Source organism: Pseudomonas sp. KH_024_B2 (assembly GCF_057839965.1).
Genome location: NZ_CM174502.1, coordinates 776070 through 794071 on the forward strand (window position 1 = coordinate 776070; position 18002 = coordinate 794071).

The 18002-nt window shown below is 59.2% G+C and carries 18 protein-coding genes; 5 read left to right on the forward strand and 13 right to left on the reverse strand.

Features of this window, described 5'->3' with window-relative positions; genetic code table 11:
- Window positions 1–151: 151 nt before the first annotated feature.
- From panC to dksA, 9 genes are all read right to left on the reverse strand, one after another.
- Complete coding sequence (gene panC / locus AC3I0A_RS03560; RefSeq protein ID WP_489376273.1) at window positions 152–1006, reverse strand: pantoate--beta-alanine ligase; 855 nt, start codon at window positions 1004–1006, stop codon at window positions 152–154.
- On the reverse strand, window positions 1003–1803 hold the full coding sequence (gene panB, locus AC3I0A_RS03565; RefSeq protein ID WP_489376274.1) for a 3-methyl-2-oxobutanoate hydroxymethyltransferase: 801 nt from the start codon (window positions 1801–1803) through the stop codon (window positions 1003–1005). Before panB ends, panC begins: the two co-directional genes overlap by 4 nt.
- 279 nt (window positions 1804–2082) lie before the next feature.
- Window positions 2083–2562, reverse strand: a complete 480-nt coding sequence (gene folK, locus AC3I0A_RS03570) for a 2-amino-4-hydroxy-6-hydroxymethyldihydropteridine diphosphokinase (RefSeq protein WP_489376275.1) — start codon at window positions 2560–2562, stop codon at window positions 2083–2085.
- Window positions 2563–2566: 4 nt separating this feature from the next.
- Window positions 2567–3970, reverse strand: a complete 1404-nt coding sequence (locus AC3I0A_RS03575; protein ID WP_489376276.1) for a polynucleotide adenylyltransferase PcnB — start codon at window positions 3968–3970, stop codon at window positions 2567–2569.
- A gap of 698 nt (window positions 3971–4668) precedes the next feature.
- On the reverse strand, window positions 4669–6105 hold the full coding sequence (locus AC3I0A_RS03580; RefSeq protein WP_489376277.1) for a sigma-54-dependent transcriptional regulator: 1437 nt from the start codon (window positions 6103–6105) through the stop codon (window positions 4669–4671).
- Window positions 6106–6127: 22 nt separating this feature from the next.
- Window positions 6128–9082 carry a sensor histidine kinase gene (locus tag AC3I0A_RS03585; protein WP_489376278.1) on the reverse strand — a complete coding sequence of 985 codons (2955 nt, stop codon included), beginning with the start codon at window positions 9080–9082 and terminating at the stop codon, window positions 6128–6130.
- On the reverse strand, window positions 9066–9242 hold the full coding sequence (locus AC3I0A_RS03590) for a hypothetical protein (protein WP_003176118.1): 177 nt from the start codon (window positions 9240–9242) through the stop codon (window positions 9066–9068). Before AC3I0A_RS03590 ends, AC3I0A_RS03585 begins: the two co-directional genes overlap by 17 nt.
- A gap of 77 nt (window positions 9243–9319) precedes the next feature.
- Window positions 9320–10204: a tRNA glutamyl-Q(34) synthetase GluQRS gene (gene gluQRS, locus AC3I0A_RS03595; RefSeq protein WP_489378402.1), complete on the reverse strand. Its 885-nt coding sequence runs from the start codon at window positions 10202–10204 to the stop codon at window positions 9320–9322.
- A 102-nt stretch (window positions 10205–10306) separates the two neighbouring features.
- Entirely contained in the window at window positions 10307–10750 is a 444-nt protein-coding gene (dksA, locus tag AC3I0A_RS03600; RefSeq protein WP_489376279.1) for an RNA polymerase-binding protein DksA, read from the reverse strand.
- A 327-nt stretch (window positions 10751–11077) separates the two neighbouring features.
- Here dksA and AC3I0A_RS03605 point away from each other — a divergent pair, with 327 nt between their 5' ends.
- Window positions 11078–12250, forward strand: coding sequence for a pyridoxal phosphate-dependent aminotransferase (locus tag AC3I0A_RS03605; protein ID WP_489376280.1), 1173 nt, complete (start codon window positions 11078–11080; stop codon window positions 12248–12250).
- Window positions 12250–12963: a DNA/RNA nuclease SfsA gene (gene sfsA, locus AC3I0A_RS03610; RefSeq protein ID WP_489376281.1), complete on the forward strand. Its 714-nt coding sequence runs from the start codon at window positions 12250–12252 to the stop codon at window positions 12961–12963. The genes AC3I0A_RS03605 and sfsA overlap by 1 nt, the downstream gene beginning before the upstream one ends.
- Here sfsA and AC3I0A_RS03615 read toward each other — a convergent pair.
- The gene (locus AC3I0A_RS03615; RefSeq protein ID WP_489376282.1) at window positions 12960–13277 is read right to left on the reverse strand and encodes a Rieske (2Fe-2S) protein; all 318 of its coding nucleotides are present in this window, start codon (window positions 13275–13277) and stop codon (window positions 12960–12962) included. The genes sfsA and AC3I0A_RS03615 overlap by 4 nt on opposite strands.
- Window positions 13278–13456: 179 nt before the next feature.
- Between AC3I0A_RS03615 and AC3I0A_RS03620 the strand changes: the two genes are divergently transcribed.
- The 3 genes from AC3I0A_RS03620 to AC3I0A_RS03630 all read left to right on the forward strand — a co-directional run bounded on the left by AC3I0A_RS03620 (window position 13457) and on the right by AC3I0A_RS03630 (window position 15013).
- Complete coding sequence (locus tag AC3I0A_RS03620; protein ID WP_489376283.1) at window positions 13457–13711, forward strand: AbrB/MazE/SpoVT family DNA-binding domain-containing protein; 255 nt, start codon at window positions 13457–13459, stop codon at window positions 13709–13711.
- Entirely contained in the window at window positions 13708–14055 is a 348-nt protein-coding gene (locus AC3I0A_RS03625; protein ID WP_489376284.1) for a type II toxin-antitoxin system ChpB family toxin, read from the forward strand. The genes AC3I0A_RS03620 and AC3I0A_RS03625 overlap by 4 nt, the downstream gene beginning before the upstream one ends.
- Before the next feature lie 82 nt (window positions 14056–14137).
- Window positions 14138–15013 carry a ChaN family lipoprotein gene (locus AC3I0A_RS03630; protein ID WP_489376285.1) on the forward strand — a complete coding sequence of 292 codons (876 nt, stop codon included), beginning with the start codon at window positions 14138–14140 and terminating at the stop codon, window positions 15011–15013.
- A gap of 375 nt (window positions 15014–15388) precedes the next feature.
- Here the strand turns inward: AC3I0A_RS03630 and AC3I0A_RS03635 are convergent, their stop codons facing one another.
- The 3 genes from AC3I0A_RS03635 to AC3I0A_RS03645 all read right to left on the reverse strand — a co-directional run bounded on the left by AC3I0A_RS03635 (window position 15389) and on the right by AC3I0A_RS03645 (window position 17904).
- Complete coding sequence (locus AC3I0A_RS03635; protein WP_007971093.1) at window positions 15389–15661, reverse strand: TfoX/Sxy family protein; 273 nt, start codon at window positions 15659–15661, stop codon at window positions 15389–15391.
- 250 nt (window positions 15662–15911) lie between these two features.
- A complete protein-coding gene (locus tag AC3I0A_RS03640) occupies window positions 15912–16256 on the reverse strand; it encodes a pentapeptide repeat-containing protein (RefSeq protein ID WP_489376286.1) in 345 nt (114 codons plus the stop codon).
- Window positions 16257–16347: 91 nt separating this feature from the next.
- The gene (locus AC3I0A_RS03645; protein ID WP_489376287.1) at window positions 16348–17904 is read right to left on the reverse strand and encodes a bifunctional aminoglycoside phosphotransferase/ATP-binding protein; all 1557 of its coding nucleotides are present in this window, start codon (window positions 17902–17904) and stop codon (window positions 16348–16350) included.
- Between the last annotated feature and the right edge of the window lie 98 nt (window positions 17905–18002).

An 18002-nucleotide genomic window follows, 5' to 3' on the forward strand; every position in this document is an offset into this window, starting at 1 on the left:
TTGAGGCCGGGCAATACGATATATGCGCCTGCGTGGGAGTGGGCTTGTGTGGGAGCGGGCTTGCCCGCGAAGACATCATCTCAGGCGACAACTGTATCGGGGCCGCTGACGCTTTCGCGGGCAAGCCCGCTCCCACAGGGGCCGCTTTGTATTACGTGTCGAGGTTCAAATGCAGGTTGTCGATCAGCCGTGTGGTGCCCAGGAAGGCCGCGGCGAGGATCACCAGGTCGCGGTCATCCGGGGTGGCCGGGCGCAGGTTGAGTGCATGGCGGATTTCCAGATAGTCGGGGCGAAAACCGGCGGCTTCGAGCAGCTGGTTATGCGCGGACAACAGTTTGGGGTAATCGCGCTCACCCTGTTCGATGGCTTCGGCAATCTGGCTCAGGCTGCGATACAAGGCCGGTGCGATGGCGCGTTGTTCTTCACTGAGGAATCCATTGCGCGAGGACAGCGCGAGGCCGTCAGCGGCACGTACGGTTGGCTCGCCAATGATCTGGATCGGCAAATTCAGGTCGTGGACCAAGGCGCGAATGACCGCCAGTTGCTGGAAGTCCTTCTGGCCGAAGATCGCAAGGTCGGGCTGGACCATGTTGAACAACTTGCTGACCACCGTCGCTACGCCTTCGAAATGACCGGGACGGCTGGCGCCGCACAGTCCTTCGGACAATTGCGGAACGCTGACGCGAGTCTGGCCGGCCATGCCGTCCGGGTACATTTCTTCAACACTGGGGGCGAACAGCAGATGGCAGCCGGCCTGGAGCAGTTTCTCCTGGTCGGCGGCCAGGGTCCGCGGATACTTGTCGAGGTCTTCGCCAGCACCGAATTGCAGCGGGTTGACGAAAATGCTCGCGACCACGAAGTCCACTCGCTGGGCGGCCTTGGTCACCAGCGCCACATGGCCGCTGTGCAGATTGCCCATGGTCGGCACGAAGCCGATACGTTTGCCTTCGCTGCGGGCGCGGGCTACAGCGGCGCGCAGTTCGCGCACGGTCTTGACAGTGTTCATGCAGAGAATCCGTGTTCAACGCCTGGGAAGGTTACCGCTTTGACTTCAGTGACGTATGCACTCAAGGCTGCCTGAATGCTGTCCTGACCGGCCATGAAGTTCTTCACGAACTTCGGTGCACGGCCCGTGAGGGACAGGCCGAGCATGTCGTGCACCACCAGTACCTGACCGTCGGTGGCGCTACCGGCACCGATCCCGATCACCGGAATCTTCACTGCCTGGGTGATTTCATCTGCCAGTTCGCTCGGTACGCACTCGAGCAGCAACATGGCGGCGCCGGCCTGCTCCAGGGCAATGGCGTCGGCGCGCATCTGCCGGGCCTGGTTTTCATTGCGGCCCTGGACTTTGTAGCCGCCGAGAATGTTCACCGACTGCGGCGTCAGCCCCATGTGCGCGCACACCGGTATACCGCGTTCGGCCAGCAGACGGATCGAGTCCGCCAGCCACAGCGCACCCTCGACTTTGACCATGTGCGCCCCGGCCTGCATCAGCATGGCGCTGTTGTTCATCGCCTGTTCGGTGGTCGCGTAGGCCATGAACGGCAGATCGGCGAGGATCAGCGCACCGGCGTTGCCGCGTTTGACGGCTGCAACGTGGTAAGCCATCTCGGCGGTAGTGACTGGCAGTGTGCTGTCATGCCCTTGCAGCACCATGCCGAGGGAGTCGCCGACCAGCAGCACTTCGACACCAGCCTCACAGCTGGCATGGGCGAAGGTCGCGTCATAGCAGGTCAGCATGGTGATTTTTTCACCTTTGTGCTTGAGGCTCTGCAGGGTGGTCAGGGTGATATCTGGCATGAAAAAAGTCCTCGTTCAGGCGCTGTGGAAACTACTGCGAGTAACGCGCGTGATTCATCATTTATACAGGCGCACGTTCTTTTGTCGTGCTTATAAGGCCTGGATTGCGCCCTTTGGTGCCGGGTTGGCGGCAGCGGGACGCCTATAGTCGTGAGGAGAACTCTGGAAGTCAATTGTGTGTGTTACCGCATTGTTACGTAGGTGGTGTTACCCATGTTACTGATGCGATTCAGCAAAATCCCGGTGTTGCTGCATTCCTGTGGGGGGCGACAGTTAAACCTACGCCAGACGTTCCAGCCCGACAAATGGACAGTCGGCGAGCAATTCATCGAGAAGGCGGCCGTCCGCCAGTTGCAGGCCCGATGGCGCCAGTTCGGCCAGGGGATAGAGCACGAAGGCTCGAGCCTGCATATGGTAGTGGGGGACCGTGAGGCGCGGTTCATCGATCAGTCGGTCACCGAACAGCAGGATGTCCAGGTCCAGCGTGCGTGGACCCCAACGCTCATTGCGCTCGCGGCCTTGATCGTTTTCGATGGCTTGCAGCGCATCCAGCAGTTTCAGCGGCGCGAGGCTACTGTCCAGCGCGGCCACGGCGTTGGTGTAACGCGGTTGACCGGGCAGCAGAGAGTCGCTTTGGTAGAAGGCTGATACGCCGACCAGCTCGGTCTGCGGCAACTGCGCCAACGCCTCGACGGCGTTGCGCAATTGTTCCGATGGGGCCGCCAGATTGCTGCCCATACCGATGTAGATGCGTTCCATGAACTTACTCGCCCGACGCGCTCGGTGCAGCGGCGCTGCGTTTGCGTTTGCTGCCACCGGTGCGGCGACGTTTGCGCGGAGCACCGCTGGCGCTGTCGTCCTTGCCATTGAGGTCGCGGATCATATCGCGGCGCTCGCTGTCGTTACCGTCCTGATAGTCGGTCCACCATTCACCCAGACCATCGGTCTGTTCGCCGGCGCTTTCGCGCAACAGCAGGAAATCGTAACCGGCACGGAAACGCGGGTTGTCCAGCAGCAGATCGGCACGTTTGCCGCTGCGCCGAGGCAAGCGTTCCTGCATGTCCCAGATCTCGCGAATCGGCAGGGTGAAGCGTTTCGGAATCGCGATGCGCTGGCACTGCTCGCTGATCAGTTCATGAGCGGCTTCCTGCATGGCCGGAATCGGTGGCATGCCACGGTCTTGCAGACGCAGCACCCGAGCCGGCAGAGCAGGCCAGAGCAGGGCGGCAAACAGGAAGGCCGGGGTGACCGGCTTGTTCTGCTTGATGCGCAGGTCAGTGTTGAACAAGGCTTCGCTGATCAGGGTGTGGGTGTACGTCGGGTTGTGCTCCAGTGCTTCGGCGCTGGCCGGGAACAATGGATCGAACAACTGCAGGTCCACGAGCATTTCGAAAGTGTCTACCGCATGCCCGGAGAGGAACAGCTTGAGCACTTCTTCGAACAGCCGGGCCGAGGGGATTTCCCGCAACATCGGTGCCAGCTCGCGAATCGGCGCGGCGCTGTGTTTCTCGATACCGAAGTCCAGCTTGGCGGCGAAACGCACGGCCCGCAACATCCGCACCGGGTCTTCCTGGTAACGCTGCCGTGGATCGCCGATCAGGCGGATCAGATGATTGCGGATGTCGTGTACGCCGTTGGCGTAGTCGAGGATGCGTTCGCTGACCGGATCGTAATACAGGGCATTGATGGTGAAGTCGCGACGTTGCGCGTCTTCTTCCAGCGTGCCGTAGACGTTGTCCCGCAAAATGCGCCCGCTTTCGTTACGTGAGGATTGGTTGCTGTCTTCCTCTTCGTCGTTTTGCGGGTGATTGGCGCGGAAGGTCGCGACTTCGATGATTTCGCGGCCAAAGTGGATGTGCACCAGCTTGAAGCGACGGCCGATGATCCGCGCATTGCGAAATTCGGCGCGCACCTGTTCCGGTGTGGCGCTGGTGGCGACGTCGAAGTCTTTGGGTGTGATGTTGAGCAGCATGTCGCGCACACAGCCACCGACCAGATAAGCCTGGTAGCCGGCGTTCTGCAAGCGTTCGACGATATTCACCGCATAACGGCTGAACTGAGCGCGTTGCAGCGAATGCTGGCTGCTGTTGAGCACTTCAGGCGTGCTGCGAATGTGTTGCGTACGACGCAAGGGAGAACGGAATGACTGGAACAACTTCTTCAGCATGGGATGCACTGTTTGAAGGAATGTTCGGCCATAACGAAGAATGACCGCATGATGGGCGGGGATTCTAGCATTTAGTCGGGGGATGGTGTAGGAAGCGTGCGCAAGGGTGTGAAGTCGATCCAAACGCCAGAAACCACAAGGGGAGCCGAAGCTCCCCAAGAAGTAGTTGCATGCTCTATTTTTATTATGGATGTTGGGCTTCTTGTTTTTGTTGAGTGCCCTTGTCACGAGCTGTTGCCTTCGTGACCCTCCCAATCGGGAGCCAAGAGCAAACGGATTGCTTTGGTCGCTGTGTTGCATGATCCAGTGATCCAACCAGTTCAGGCTCTGTCTTAGGACAGTTTTTTGTTGTTCTCGGCCTGGTTGCGGGGCAAGCCCCAAATACAACGCCTCTCCAAAAGAATCAGTTAGCTGCGCCTCCGCCGTGTTGTTTTTATTGTGCGTGAGCCGATTCGTCTTATTTTTATTGTCTTTTGCATTGCTTGTTATTGTTTTTGTACTAAGCATATAGCAGGGGTCGTGCCAACTTTTGCGAAGGCCAGCAAAACAAGGGGTTAGCGCGTGATTCAGGTTTTCTGAGGGCCAAAAAAAGCCGGGGCTTCGTTACCGTAAGCCCCGGCTTTTGTTACGTGAAAAATCTGGGGTAACAGTTTTTTTCACAAAGTCGAGTGTTACCCCCCACTCTAGACAGGTGGCGTTCAGCTTTCGCTGGCCACTCCGGTCTTGCGCCGTGGAATACCCAGACGCTGGCGCCGCTCCCACAAGCACTTGCGGCTCACCCCGAGTTTGCGGGCCAGCTCGGTCTCGGTCATGTGGTCCTGATGCTCGAGGACGAAGTGCTGGAAGTAGTCTTCCAGCGACAAGTCTTCGGTAGGTTCGTGGCTGGTGTTGTTGGCTCCACCCTGCTGCGGCGCCAGACCGATGAAATCGTCATCGTCCAGATCGCTCAGTTCGATATCGATCCCCAGTAGCTCGGCGGAAATCTCCGGGCTCTCGCACAGGATCACTGCACGTTCGACCGCGTTTTCCAGTTCGCGAACGTTACCCGGCCAGGAGTAATGACGGATAGCCTGCTCGGCGTCCGGGGCGAACTTCAGGTCGGTGCGGTTGACCCTGGCACTCTGCCGGGCGAGGAAGGCGGTGGCGATTTCGTTGACGTCGGCACCCCGCTCGCGCAGGGCCGGCAGTTTCAGGGCTATCACGTGAAGACGGTAATACAGGTCTTCACGGAACTGACCGATCTTGGCCAGGCTCTTGAGGTCGCGGTGAGTCGCAGCGATCAGGCGTACATCGACCTTCTGCGATTGCACCGAACCGACGCGACGGATTTCGCCTTCCTGCAACACGCGCAGCAAGCGGGCCTGAGCTTCCAATGGCAGTTCGCCGATTTCATCGAGGAACAAGGTGCCGCCGTCAGCGGCTTCGACCAGGCCGGCGCGACCGGCGCTGGCACCGGTGAAGGCACCTTTTTCATGGCCGAACAGCTCGGATTCGATCAGGCTTTCCGGGATGGCCGCACAGTTCACCGAAATCATCGGTGCCTTGGCGCGCCGGGACAGGTTGTGCAGGGCGCGGGCGACCAGTTCTTTACCGGTACCGGACTCCCCCTGGATCAGCACATTGGAGTCAGTCGGGGCGACTTTGCGGATCTTGCTGTACATATCCAGCATCGGCGGGCAGGAGCCAATGATGCCGATTTCGCCGTTGCTGTTATCGACACCCGCCTTCTCTGCGCCATTGGCCGCTTTGCCGGCAGGACGTTCGCCCGCAGTTGCCTGAGCCGATTGCCGGTCCCGCAGGATGCGTGCGACGGCCTGCAGCATTTCGTCGTGATCGAAAGGCTTGGCGATGTAATCCACCGCGCCCATCTTCATCGAGTCGACTGCCGAGCGCAGGCTGGCGTAGCTGGTCATGATCAGCACCGGAGTGCCTTGACCAAGTTTGATTAACTCGGTGCCAGGTGCGCCAGGCAGGCGCAGGTCACTGACAATCAGGTCGAACGTGGGGATGCTGAAACGCTCTTGTGCTTCCTGCACGGAACCGGCTTCGCTGACCTGGTACTGGTTGCGTTCCAGCAGGCGGCGCAAGGCGGAGCGGATAATTGTTTCGTCTTCGACGATCAAAATGTGCGGCATTGATTCGATTCTCTCGACGGTCTCAGTTCACAGCGGACGTCGCTTCGACATGACGCGGTAAGGTCACCCGGATACGGGTGCCGCGTTGGCTTTCGGTGTCAGCCGGGCTGTCGATGGTGATTTGTCCATAATGCTCTTCAACGATGGAATAGACTAGTGCGAGGCCCAGACCGGTGCCTTCGCCAGGATCCTTGGTGGTGAAGAAGGGTTCGAACAGTCTGTCCATGATGCTCGATGGGATACCGCTGCCTTCGTCTTCGACGATCAGATCGACCGTGTGTTCGCCGGCTTCGCTTTTGACCCTGACTGCACTGCCGGCCGGTGAGGCGTCGCGGGCATTGGACAGCAGGTTGATCAGTACCTGGGCGAGCCGCTGCGGGTCGCCGTCGACCCAGTGTTCGGGGTCGCACAGGTTGTAGAATTGCACTTCGAAGTTGCGTCGGTTCAGCGCCAGCAAACCAATGGCATCCTGCGCCACTTCGGCCAGACATACCGGCTCGTCACTGTGTTGATGGCCGCCGGCATGGGCGAAGCTCATCAGCGACTGGACGATGCGCGATACACGCTTGGTCTGCTCGAGGATCTGGCCGCTGATTTCGGTCAGCTCGCTGTCTTCTTCGCGTTCTTCACGCAGGTTTTGCGCGAGGCAGGCGATACCGGTGATCGGGTTGCCGATTTCATGGGCCACGCCGGCAGCCAGTCGGCCAATACTGGCCAGCCGCTCGGAGTGCACCAGTTTGTCCTCGAGCATCTGGGTTTCGGTCAGGTCTTCCACCAGCAGCACCAGGCCGCTGTTACCGGGCGCCAACGGCTCGTCGATGGCCGCTTTGTGCAGATTCAGCCAGCGGGTCTGGCCGTCGAGGGCCAGGTGTTGTTTATGCAAGTGTTCGTCCGGCAGGTTGATGAAACCTTGTAGCAGCTCTTTCCACGGATCGGCAATGGTACTCAAGCGCGAACCCACCACGCGCTGGGCGGCAATACCGGTCAGCTCCTCCATGGCTTTGTTCCACATGAGGATTTCCTGGTCCTTGGCCAGCGAGCAGACGCCCATCGGCAGCTCTTGCAAGGTTTGCCGGTGATAGCGACGCAGGGCATCGAGCTCGGCGGCCAGGCCGGTCAGTCGCGAATGATAGTCCTCGAGGCGGCTTTCGATGAAGTGGATATCTTCAGTGACGTAGTTCTCGCCACCGGCCTTGTACGGCAGGAAGGTTTCGACCATGTCTTGAGCCACGCTCGGCCCCATCAAGCCGGAGAGGTTGGCCTCGATGCGGTCGCGCAGCCGGCGCAAGGCGTAAGGGCGGCGCTCATCGAACGGCAGATAAAGATCGCGCAACGCCTGTTCGACTTCTTTCTGTGCGGCTTTGGCCCCCAATGGTTTTGCAAGCTGCGTGGCGAACTCCTGGGGCGAGGCGGCGTGCAGTTCCCGGCGTTGCGGGCGACGGACGTTATCCACCGCGCAGGCTTCGGCGGCGCTGGCTTCTTCGCTGCTGGCATTGGTGAACAGCGAGATCAGGGTGAACATCAGCACGTTGGCGGCCAGCGAGGCGATCGCCGCCATGTGCCAACTGGTGTCATCCAGCACGTAGATCATGTTCAGCAGCGGAATATAAAAACCCTGCAGATTGCCGACCAGCGGCAACAGCATGGTCACCAGCCACACCAGAATCCCCGCCAGCAACCCGGCGATAAAGCCGCGACGGTTGGCGGTCGGCCAATACAGCACCGACAGTACGCCCGGCAAGAATTGCAACGTGGCGACGAAGGCGACGATGCCAAGGTTGGCCAGATCCTGCCCGGCTCCCAGCAACAGATAGAACCCGTAGCCGGCCATGATGATCGCGACGATCAGGGCGCGGCGGGTCCACTTCAGCCAACGATAGATATTGCCTTCGGCCGGCGGCTGGTAGAGCGGCAGCACCAGGTGATTCAAGGCCATCCCGGACAGTGCCAGGGTGGTGACGATGATCAACCCGCTGGCGGCCGACAGCCCGCCGACATAGGCCAATAGCGCCAGTGCCTTGCTGTTGGCGGCGATGCCGATGCCGAGGGTGAAGTACTCCGGGTTGGTGGTGGCGCCCAGTTTCAGGCCGGCCCAGAGGATCAGCGGCACCGCCAGGCTCATCAACAGCAGAAATAGCGGCAGACCCCAGCTTGCACTTACTAAAGAGCGCGGGTTGAGGTTTTCAGTGAAGGTCATGTGGTACATGTGCGGCATGACGATCGCCGAAGCGAAGAACACCAGCAACAGCGTGCGCCATGGACCTTCCTGCAGTGGTGTGTGCAAGGCGGCTAGGGCGGTCTGGTTCTGTAGCAGCCACAGTTCAAGCTGTTGCGGGCCATCGAATACGCCGTACAAGGCATACAGGCCGACGCCGCCGAGAGCGATCAGTTTGATCACGGACTCAAAGGCGATTGCGAATACCAGACCTTCGTGCTTTTCCCGGGTCGCGATATGCCGTGAGCCGAAGAAGATCGTGAACAGGGTGATCAGCGCGCAAAAGCTCAGGGCCACGCGATGCTGTACCGGCTCGCGGGTGAGGATGCCAATGGAGTCGGCGACCGCCTGAATCTGCAGCGCCAGCAGCGGCAAGACCCCGATCAGCATGAAAATCGTCGTCAACGCACCGGCCCAGGTACTGCGGAAGCGGAACGCGAAGAGGTCGGCCAGGGACGATAGCTGGTAGGTGCGGGTGATTTTCAGAATCGGATACAGCAGCACCGGCGCCAGTAGGAAGGCCCCGGAAACCCCGAGGTAACTGGACAGAAAGCCGTAACCGTACTGATAGGCCAGGCCGACCGTGCCGTAAAACGCCCAGGCGCTGGCATACACACCCAGAGACAGGGTGTAGGTCAGCGGGTGGCGAATGATCGAGCGCGGGATCATCCCGCGTTCGCTGATCCAGGCCACTCCGAACAGCACCGCCAGGTAGGCGGCGCTGATCAGGATCATCTGGGTCAGGCTAAAGCTCATCGGCATCTTTTTGGCTCTGCAGGATGAAGGTCACAACGATCAGAATCAGCCAGAGCAGATAAGGGCGATACCAGGCGCCAGTGGCGTCGATCCACCAATCCATGATGGCCGGGGAGAACAGATAGATCCCGACTACCAGGAGCAGGACCAAACGATAGATGTACATCCTGGCCTCTCTTTATTGTGCGCGTGCCCGAAAACGTGCGGCGATGGTAACGGATGGGCGCCAAGCTGCAAGCGTCGTCAGCGTATTTGCGCTTCGGGCAATGTCAGTGTGCGCGGGATTAGCGCTGCATCCCAGTGCTGGATACCCCAGTTCAGTACTTCCCGGGGGCTGGCATAGCCGAGTTCGCTGCCGGGTTTCTGACCCAGTGCACGCAGCGCGCGAAGTAACAGCGGCGTGGCCTGATCGTCAGCCAGCGGCGGCGAGCGGTAGGATTTGCCCAGTTTGTGGCCGTTCGGTTGGGTGATCAGCGGCACATGCAGGTAGCGCGGTTGCGGCAGCCCAAGCAATTCTTGCAGGTACAGCTGACGCGGTGTGGAGTCCAGCAGGTCGGCGCCGCGGACAATATCGGTCACGCCTTGCCAGGCGTCATCGAGCACGACCGCCAGTTGATAGGCGTACAGCCCGTCGCGGCGGCGAATGACGAAATCACCGACCTCACGGCCCAGATGCTGACGAAACTCGCCCTGCACCCGGTCCTCGAAGTGATATTCCAGCTCAGGCACCCGCAGGCGGATTGCGGCATTTTCAACGCCGTGGCCAGCATTGCGACACAACCCGGGATAGATCCCGTGCCAGGGCTCCAGCTGTTTGCGCGAGCAGGTGCAGGCGTAGGCCAAACCTTGGTTGAACAGGCGATTGAGCACTTCGGCGTAGGCATCGTGACGGTCGCTCTGTCGGACCATTTCACCGTCCCATTCGAAACCGTAGTGCTCCAGAGCCGCAAGGATTGCAGCCTGGGCGCCGGGCTCCTCCCGTGGCGGGTCAAGGTCTTCCATGCGCATCAGCCAGCGCCCGCCTGCCGAGCGGGCGTCGAGGTACGAGGCCAGGGCAGCGACCAGCGAGCCGAAGTGCAGATGTCCACTGGGAGTGGGGGCGAAGCGCCCGATATACGAGGAGGTGATGGCAGTCATGGGTGCGATGTTACTTTGTCTGGGCTTGCGCCAGCCACCCACAGAAACAAAAACGGAGCGTTCGCACGCTCCGTTCTTCGTTCAAACCGGCGGTTACTTGCCGACCTGCTTTTCCTTGATTTCCGCCAGGGTTTTGCAATCGACGCACATGTCGGCGGTAGGGCGGGCTTCCAGTCGCTTGACGCCGATTTCGACGCCACAGGACTCGCACCAGCCGTATTCTTCGTCTTCGATCAGTTGCAGGGTCTTGTCGATTTTCTTGATCAGCTTGCGCTCGCGGTCGCGGGCGCGCAATTCGAGGCTGAATTCTTCTTCCTGGCTGGCACGGTCTGCCGGGTCCGGGAAGTTGGCCGCTTCGTCTTTCATGTGATCAACAGTGCGGTCGACTTCCCGCATCAAATCCTGTTTCCACTTGTTCAGGATCTTGGTGAAGTGCTTGCGCATGGGCTCGCCCATGTACTCCTCACCCTTGGTCTGAACGTAGGGTTCGAAGCCGCTGATCGACTGGCTCTGCTTTTGCTTTGCTTGGGTGGGCATGAATGGACCGCCTCTACTCTTGTAATCCATTGCGCAGGAATGTTCCATACCGACACCTGCCGGCCCTGCGGCTGCAAGCGGGCGAACTTACCAGATCAAATCGGGCCGCGCTACTCCCGGATGTCGTGCCTGCGGTCTGCCAGGCTTGCAAAAGGTTGCAAAGCCTTACCGGGTGGGTCTGGAGAGCTGCTCAATTATTGATTTTAGTCAAACTTGAGCCAAACGCTTGAGTTCCGGTGAACTGAAGATTCAGAGCGCTTAAAGCTCTCCCTCATTCCCGTCGTTGGGTAGAATCGGGTTTTCGCTCCCCCCATTGAAGGAAGGCTAATGGCTCAGCCCTACAGTGCGCGTAGCCGCGCTATCGAACCTTTCCATGTCATGGCGTTGCTGGCGCGCGCCAACGAACTGCAAGCGGCCGGCCACGACGTGATCCATCTGGAAATCGGCGAGCCGGACTTCACCACGGCTGAACCGATCATCAAAGCCGGTCAGGCCGCGCTGACAGCGGGGAAAACCCGTTACACCGCCGCTCGCGGAATCCCGGAGTTGCGCACGGCTATCTCCGGTTTTTACCAAACGCGTTACGGTCTGGACATCGATCCGGAGCGGATTCTGATTACCCCCGGCGGCTCGGGTGCGCTGTTGCTGGCGAGCAGTTTGCTGGTCGACCCGGGCAAGCACTGGCTGTTGGCGGACCCGGGTTACCCGTGCAACCGGCACTTTCTGCGGCTGGTGGAGGGTGCTGCGCAGCTTGTTCCTGTAGGTCCGGAGGTGCGTTATCAGCTCACCCCGGAGCTGGTCGAGCGGCATTGGGATCCGGACAGCGTCGGTGCGCTGGTGGCTTCGCCGGCGAATCCGACCGGGACGATTTTGAGCCATGACGAACTGGCGGGGCTGTCTGCCGCGATCAAGGCGCGCAACGGTCATCTGGTGGTGGACGAGATCTATCACGGCCTGACCTACGGCACGGATGCCTCCAGCGTGCTGGAGGTCGATAACGACGCGTTTGTCCTGAACAGTTTCTCAAAATATTTCGGCATGACCGGTTGGCGGCTGGGATGGTTGGTGGCGCCACCCGCCGCTGTCGGCGAACTGGAAAAGCTCGCGCAGAATCTCTATATCAGCGCACCGAGCATGGCCCAGCACGCCGCATTGGCCTGCTTTGAGCCCGCCACGCTGAGCATTCTCGAAGAACGGCGTGCCGAGTTTGGTCGTCGTCGGGACTTTCTGTTGCCAGCCTTGCGGGAACTGGGCTTCGGTATCGCGGTGGAGCCGGAAGGCGCGTTTTATCTATACGCGAACATCAGCGCGTTCGGTGGCGATGCCTTTGCTTTTTGCCGGCACTTCCTTGAAACCGAGCACGTGGCGATTACACCGGGGCTGGACTTCGGCCGTCATCAGGCCGGTCATCACGTGCGTTTTGCCTACACCCAGAACCTGGATCGTTTGCAGGAAGCCGTCGAGCGGATTGCTCGCGGTTTGCGGAGCTGGCAAGGCTGATGCGTTTTCATCCGCCACTCGAAGAAGGCCGATTGCTCCGTCGCTATAAGCGCTTTTTGGCGGATATCGAAACCGTTAGCGGTGAGTTGTTGACCATTCACTGCCCTAATACCGGTTCGATGTTCAACTGCATGGTGGAAGGCGGGCAGGTCTGGTTCAGTCGATCCAATGACCCCAAACGCAAATTGCCCGGCACCTGGGAAATCAGCGAAACCCCGCAGGGTCGCCTGGCTTGCGTTAACACGGGGCGGGCCAATGGCTTGATCGAGGAGGCTCTGCACGCCGGGTTGATCACTGAGCTTAATGGCTTCACCGGGTTGAAGCGCGAAGTGGCTTACGGCCAGGAAAACAGTCGAATCGATTTTCGCCTGGATTATCCAGGTGGTCCGGCGTTTGTCGAAGTCAAAAGTGTCACGCTGGGCTTTGATGGTTTGGCGATAGCGGCGTTTCCTGACGCTGTGACGCAGCGCGGCGCCAAACATCTGCGGGAGTTGGCCTGCCTGGCGCGGGACGGTATTCGCGCGGTGCAGCTGTATTGCGTCAACCTGACGGGTATCGAGGCAGTGCGTCCGGCCGAGGAAATCGACCCGCTATACGCCGCAGCACTGCGTGAAGCGGTTGCGTGCGGAGTCGAGGTGTTGGCTTACGGCGTACGGCTGACCGCTGAAGAGGTCTGTATCGACCGACGTCTGGATGTCATCCTGAACGGCTAGAGTTGTACCCAGATTCCTTGATCGTCGTCCTTGCAGTCAATGGCGGTCAAGGATTGCCCGGCGCAGGGGCCGGCAACGCACTCGCCACTTTCAATCAGGAACAGTGCGCCGTGGGTGGCGCACTGAATCATGCTGGCGCTCTGGTCGAGAAACTGGTCAGGCTGCCATTCCAGCGCAACGCCCCGATGCGGGCAGCGGTTTACATAGACGTAGACCTCGCCTTCCCGGCGCACGGCAAACAGCTTCTGGCCGTCGATATCAAAACCGCGGCTGCTGGCATCGCCCAGTTCGGCGTGGGTACAAAGAAACTTCATGTCTATCCTCAAGTGCATTCTCGGCCATTCAAGCCTTGATCACAGCCATATTTGTCCGTTGACCAAGACACTTTACGACGTCGTGCCTACGAGCTGGCATTGTAGATACTAAGTGTATACATGGTGCTTGCATTAATTGATGTAAGTATCTACAATGTTTATACATTTCGGAGGTGTTTATGCAAGTCAAAATTCAGCAGTGGGGCAATAGCGCGGCGATCCGCCTGCCATCTACCGTACTCAAGCAGATGAGTCTGGTCAGCGGTGATGTGCTGATGCTCGACGTATCCGCCGAAGCTATGACGCTCAAGCCCGCGAAAGCCAAGCCACATTACCGGCTGGCCGATCTGATGGCTCAGTGCGATTTGAGTGCACCTGAGCCTGCGGAACTGGCCGGGTGGAACGCCATGCATCCAGTGGGGCGTGAAGCGTGAAGCGTCCGAAATTCAATCGGGCTGACATTGTACGCCTGAACCTGAATCCCACGGCAGGTCGCGAGCAACAGGGTGATTTTCGTCCTGCTCTGATCCTCACTCCAGCCGCTTATAACGCATCGGGACTCGCCGTTATTGCACCTGTCACCCAAGGCGGCGACTTTGCCCGCTATGCAGGCTTCGCGGTGCCTTTGAGTGGTTCCGGCACCGAAACGCAGGGGGTTGTTCTGTGTAACCAGATCCGCACCGTCGATCTTGAAGCCCGTGGCGCCAAACGCATTGAGTCGGTTGCCGATATGGTGATTGACGACGTTTTGGCCCGCGTTCAAGCACTCTTTGAGTAATAGGGAGGTGCTGGTGCAACAACATCCGGAGCGCGGGCACCCGTTGATCATCGCCCGTTAAGACCCATCCTGGAATGAAAGCATGCGCGCGATTCTGCTACTGACTCTGATGCTGCTCGGCGCCTGTCAAAATGTATCGATGCCGCCGGGCGCGCCTGTTTCAAACGGCTTGAAAGAGCGCGCCGGCATGATCCGTGACCTCAATAGCGGTCAAGTGCTGACTGTCGACGAGCTGGTCGGGCGTCTGGCCAAGGCGTCACGGGTCATCGTCGGCGAGCGGCACGACAACCCCGATCACCACGCGCTGCAACTGCGGTTGTTGCGGGCGTTGGCCGATCGTCGTGCTCAAGGCAGCCTTCTTTTGGAGATGTTGACGCCGGATCAACAGCCTCGCGTCAATAAGGTCCACACCGAGTTGAAAACGACTGGCTGGCCTGACGATTTGCCTAAAGCGCTGGCATGGCAATCCGGCTGGGACTGGACGCTGTACGGCCCTGTCGTGCGTTTTGTCCTGGCTCAACCTTATCCGTTGCTGGCGGCTAACCTGGACACCGGTGAAATACGGAAGATTTATGCCCGGGCACCTGCGTTGAGTGGCGCTCGTTCAAACTCGGCTTCGGTAAAGGACGAACTGCTGGCGCAAGTCCGCGAATCCCATTGTGGTCTGCTGCCGGAAACGCAAATGCCCGCCATGCTGGCTGTCCAGCAGCAACGTGATCGGCGAATGGCCAAGCGCTTGCTGGCGGCCCCCATACCTTCGCTGTTGTTTGCCGGCGCTTACCACGCACGCAAGGATGTCGGAGTGCCGGTCCATCTGCTTGACCTTGGGGCGCCGGATGGGACGGCTGTGTTGATATTGGCAGAGGAGGGCGCTGAGGTTGCGCCCGGCATGGCGGACTATGTCTGGTACACCGCTGCTATGCCCGAGCAGGACTATTGCGCTCAACTGCGTCAGTAAAAATCAGGCAAAAAAAGACCCGGCAAGAGCCGGGTCAAATAACCGTGATTAGCCTGATGAGGAGATAATCTGAGAGTCCGAACCACTGGTCTTCCAAATCATCGACTGATCTCGCGACCAGTTGTGATAATCATAACGATTCTCATTTCTATGTCAACAGCTGTTTTCTCATTTCTGTGAATCGCACCAGGTACTCTGTCTGATCACCCGCAAACAGGGGGGTGTAGGAGCGAGCTTGCTCGCGATGGACGTTAACGATAACGCGTATTTTCTGAATAAACGCGCCGTCCTTGAGTCCATCGCGAGCAAGCTCGCTCCTACAGGGGGGGGCGGGCGGATGATTTCCCCGAGTAAATACATGGAAGTCCTGCTCGCTCAGTTCTTGTGGCGTGACGATATGGCTTCCAGTTGTTTATTCAATGCCTCTTTGCGCTCTGCCGGGATGTCGTTCCAATGCACGTCCATCAAGGCGCCTTCAATTGCATACAGCAACACTTTCGATGCACGAAACCCTCGGGTCCGTACGGCTCGATAAGCATCCACCGCTCCCAGACGGCGCAAGTCAGAAGCGCTATGGATGCCCACGGCATGCAGCCATTGTGCCGACGTCTTGCCAAGGTTTTTCAGGTGTTGCAGTTCATCATTCATCAAGCCTCCTTGCGACGGCCGAACGGTGCGTGGGCGAGCTTCAAAGGAGTGTAGCGGTCAGTAGGAAAAGCGTAGTTGTTTGATCGGATTTGACGAAAAAGCTTCTAAGGCGCGAGGCCCGAGAGCTCTAGAAAGGGCTGTAGGCGCAGTGGGAAGGGATTGAGAGGCAGGCAAGCTGGTTGACCGCTGCAAACGCAACGCACAGTCCAGCGCGTAGCGAGGGGCGCCGGACTTCAGAGCAGCAAGTGTATTACCTGGTGCGGTAACGCAAACGCGTGCCGAAATTGACCGACATGAGAATTTCATCGGCTGTCAGCTCTGGCGGGAAGTAAGCGCCAGAGATTTGCGCATGTGCCAGGCTTGCACCTTCCAGGGAAGAACTACGCAAATCCAGGCCACGCAAATCTGCCGAGCGGAAATAGGCGTCAGTGAAATCGATGCCTTCGGCGTTCAACTCACGGAGGTCGAGCGCACGGAAATCACCGCCACGCATGTCGATAGGCCCGTTTTCAGGTCGTTCTCGATTGAAACCTTCGATGTCGTCTTTGTGCAACAACGCGTAAAGCGGGGTGTCGAGAAATTTCGGCTGGCTCATGGGACGTCACCTGTTGGATTTATGACGCCAGTATAGTGCCACTATTTTACAGCCGTGAAGCCGTTGCCGACTTCACCGCTGAAATAGTTGCTTACAGGCCCGGCAGACGTTGGCGAATTTGCGCAACGACGGTATCAAGCGTGCCGCTTTCATTGGTCTGGATGCGCTTGCTGAAGAGGATTTCTGCTGGCGTCAGTGCCTCACGACTGGCTTGCTGAGCTTCGATAACCGCCATGGTGGCGTCGGACGGATCGCTCTTGTCTGCCTGACGCTGCGCCAGCCAGCTCTCGATGACTGCTTGCGGAGCGTTGCAATCAAGGATCAGGAAGGGTGCGCCGGTCGCTTCGGCTACTTTCGCGGCGCTCTCGCGTTGTTCATGCTTGAGGTAGGTGGCGTCGATCACCACCGGGAAGCCGGCGTGTAGAATGACAGCGGCAATCTGGTGCAAGTGGGCATAGGTAGCAACACATGATTCGGCACTATAAATGCCGGCCTCAACCTTGTTTTGCACCTGTTGTTCACCGAACAGTCGTTTGCGCTCGACATCGGAGCGCAGACGGATAGCGCCCAGCGCTTCTACCAGCCGCATGGCCACATGGCTCTTGCCCACGGCCGAAACACCGTGGGTGATCGCCAGAAAGTGCGATGGAATGGTGCTGTAGCTTTCTGCCAGATTGGCGTAATTACGGTATTGCCGCAGCGTAGTCGCACGCTGCACCGGGTCGGCTTCGGCCGGCATGCTGAACAGGCTGACCTTGGCGCGAACCAGTGCGCGATAGGCCTTGTAGAAGTTCAGCAGTTCAAGTCCTTGATAATCGCCGGTCAGCTCCAGGTATTGGCTGATGAAACGTCGCGCCAGGGATTTAAGGCCACGATCTTCCAGGTCCATCGCGAGGAAAGCGCTGTCGGCATAAACGTCGGTGAAGCGGAACGGTTCGTTGAACTCGATGCAGTCGAAGATCACGACCTCGCCGTCGATCACGGTAGCGTTGCCCAAATGGATGTCACCGTGGCACTCACGGATGAATCCCTCGGCCTTGCGCTGAACGAGCAGCGGCTTCAGGCGCTCGAAGCTGCTTTCGGCCCAGGCTTGCAGGGCATCGAGTTGCAGCAGGTCGGCCTTGTCGCTGAGGAACGGGCGAATTTGTTCGAAGTTCTGTCGTACCGGTGCCATGACGCTTTCCGGAGTGCCAGCTTCATGGGCTGCCGGGACCACCGGCGCACCGAGGTGAAACCGCGCGATCTGTTTGGCCATCTCATCGATGTGCGCGGCGGTCAGTTCGCCATTGGCTTGCAGGGTGCTGAGCAACCCGCTTTGCGAGAACTGGCGCATTTTCAGCGCGTATTCGATCACCGGGCCACTGCCGCCCAATTGCGGAGCTTCGGCGCTGCCGGTAATCGGCAACACTTCCAGGTACACGTCATGGGTCAGGCGCTGGTTCAGGCGCAACTCTTCGCCGCAGAAGTGTTCACGCGCTTGCAGGCCGGTGAAGTCCAGGAAGCCGAAGTTGACTGGCTTCTTCACTTTATAAGCATAGGGGCCGGTGAGCAGCACCCAGGAGATATGCGTCTCGATGACCTGAAACCCTTCTACGGGATGAGGATAGAGGGCCGGGTTTTGCAGGGCGGCGATCAGGGACTGGCTCACAGGCGATCCTTCGGATTCGTGGAAAATTCAAGGGCGTCATTATGGCCGCAAGCGACGGTAGTGCAAACCTCGGAGGGCTTCTGTTGATCGGGAATAAA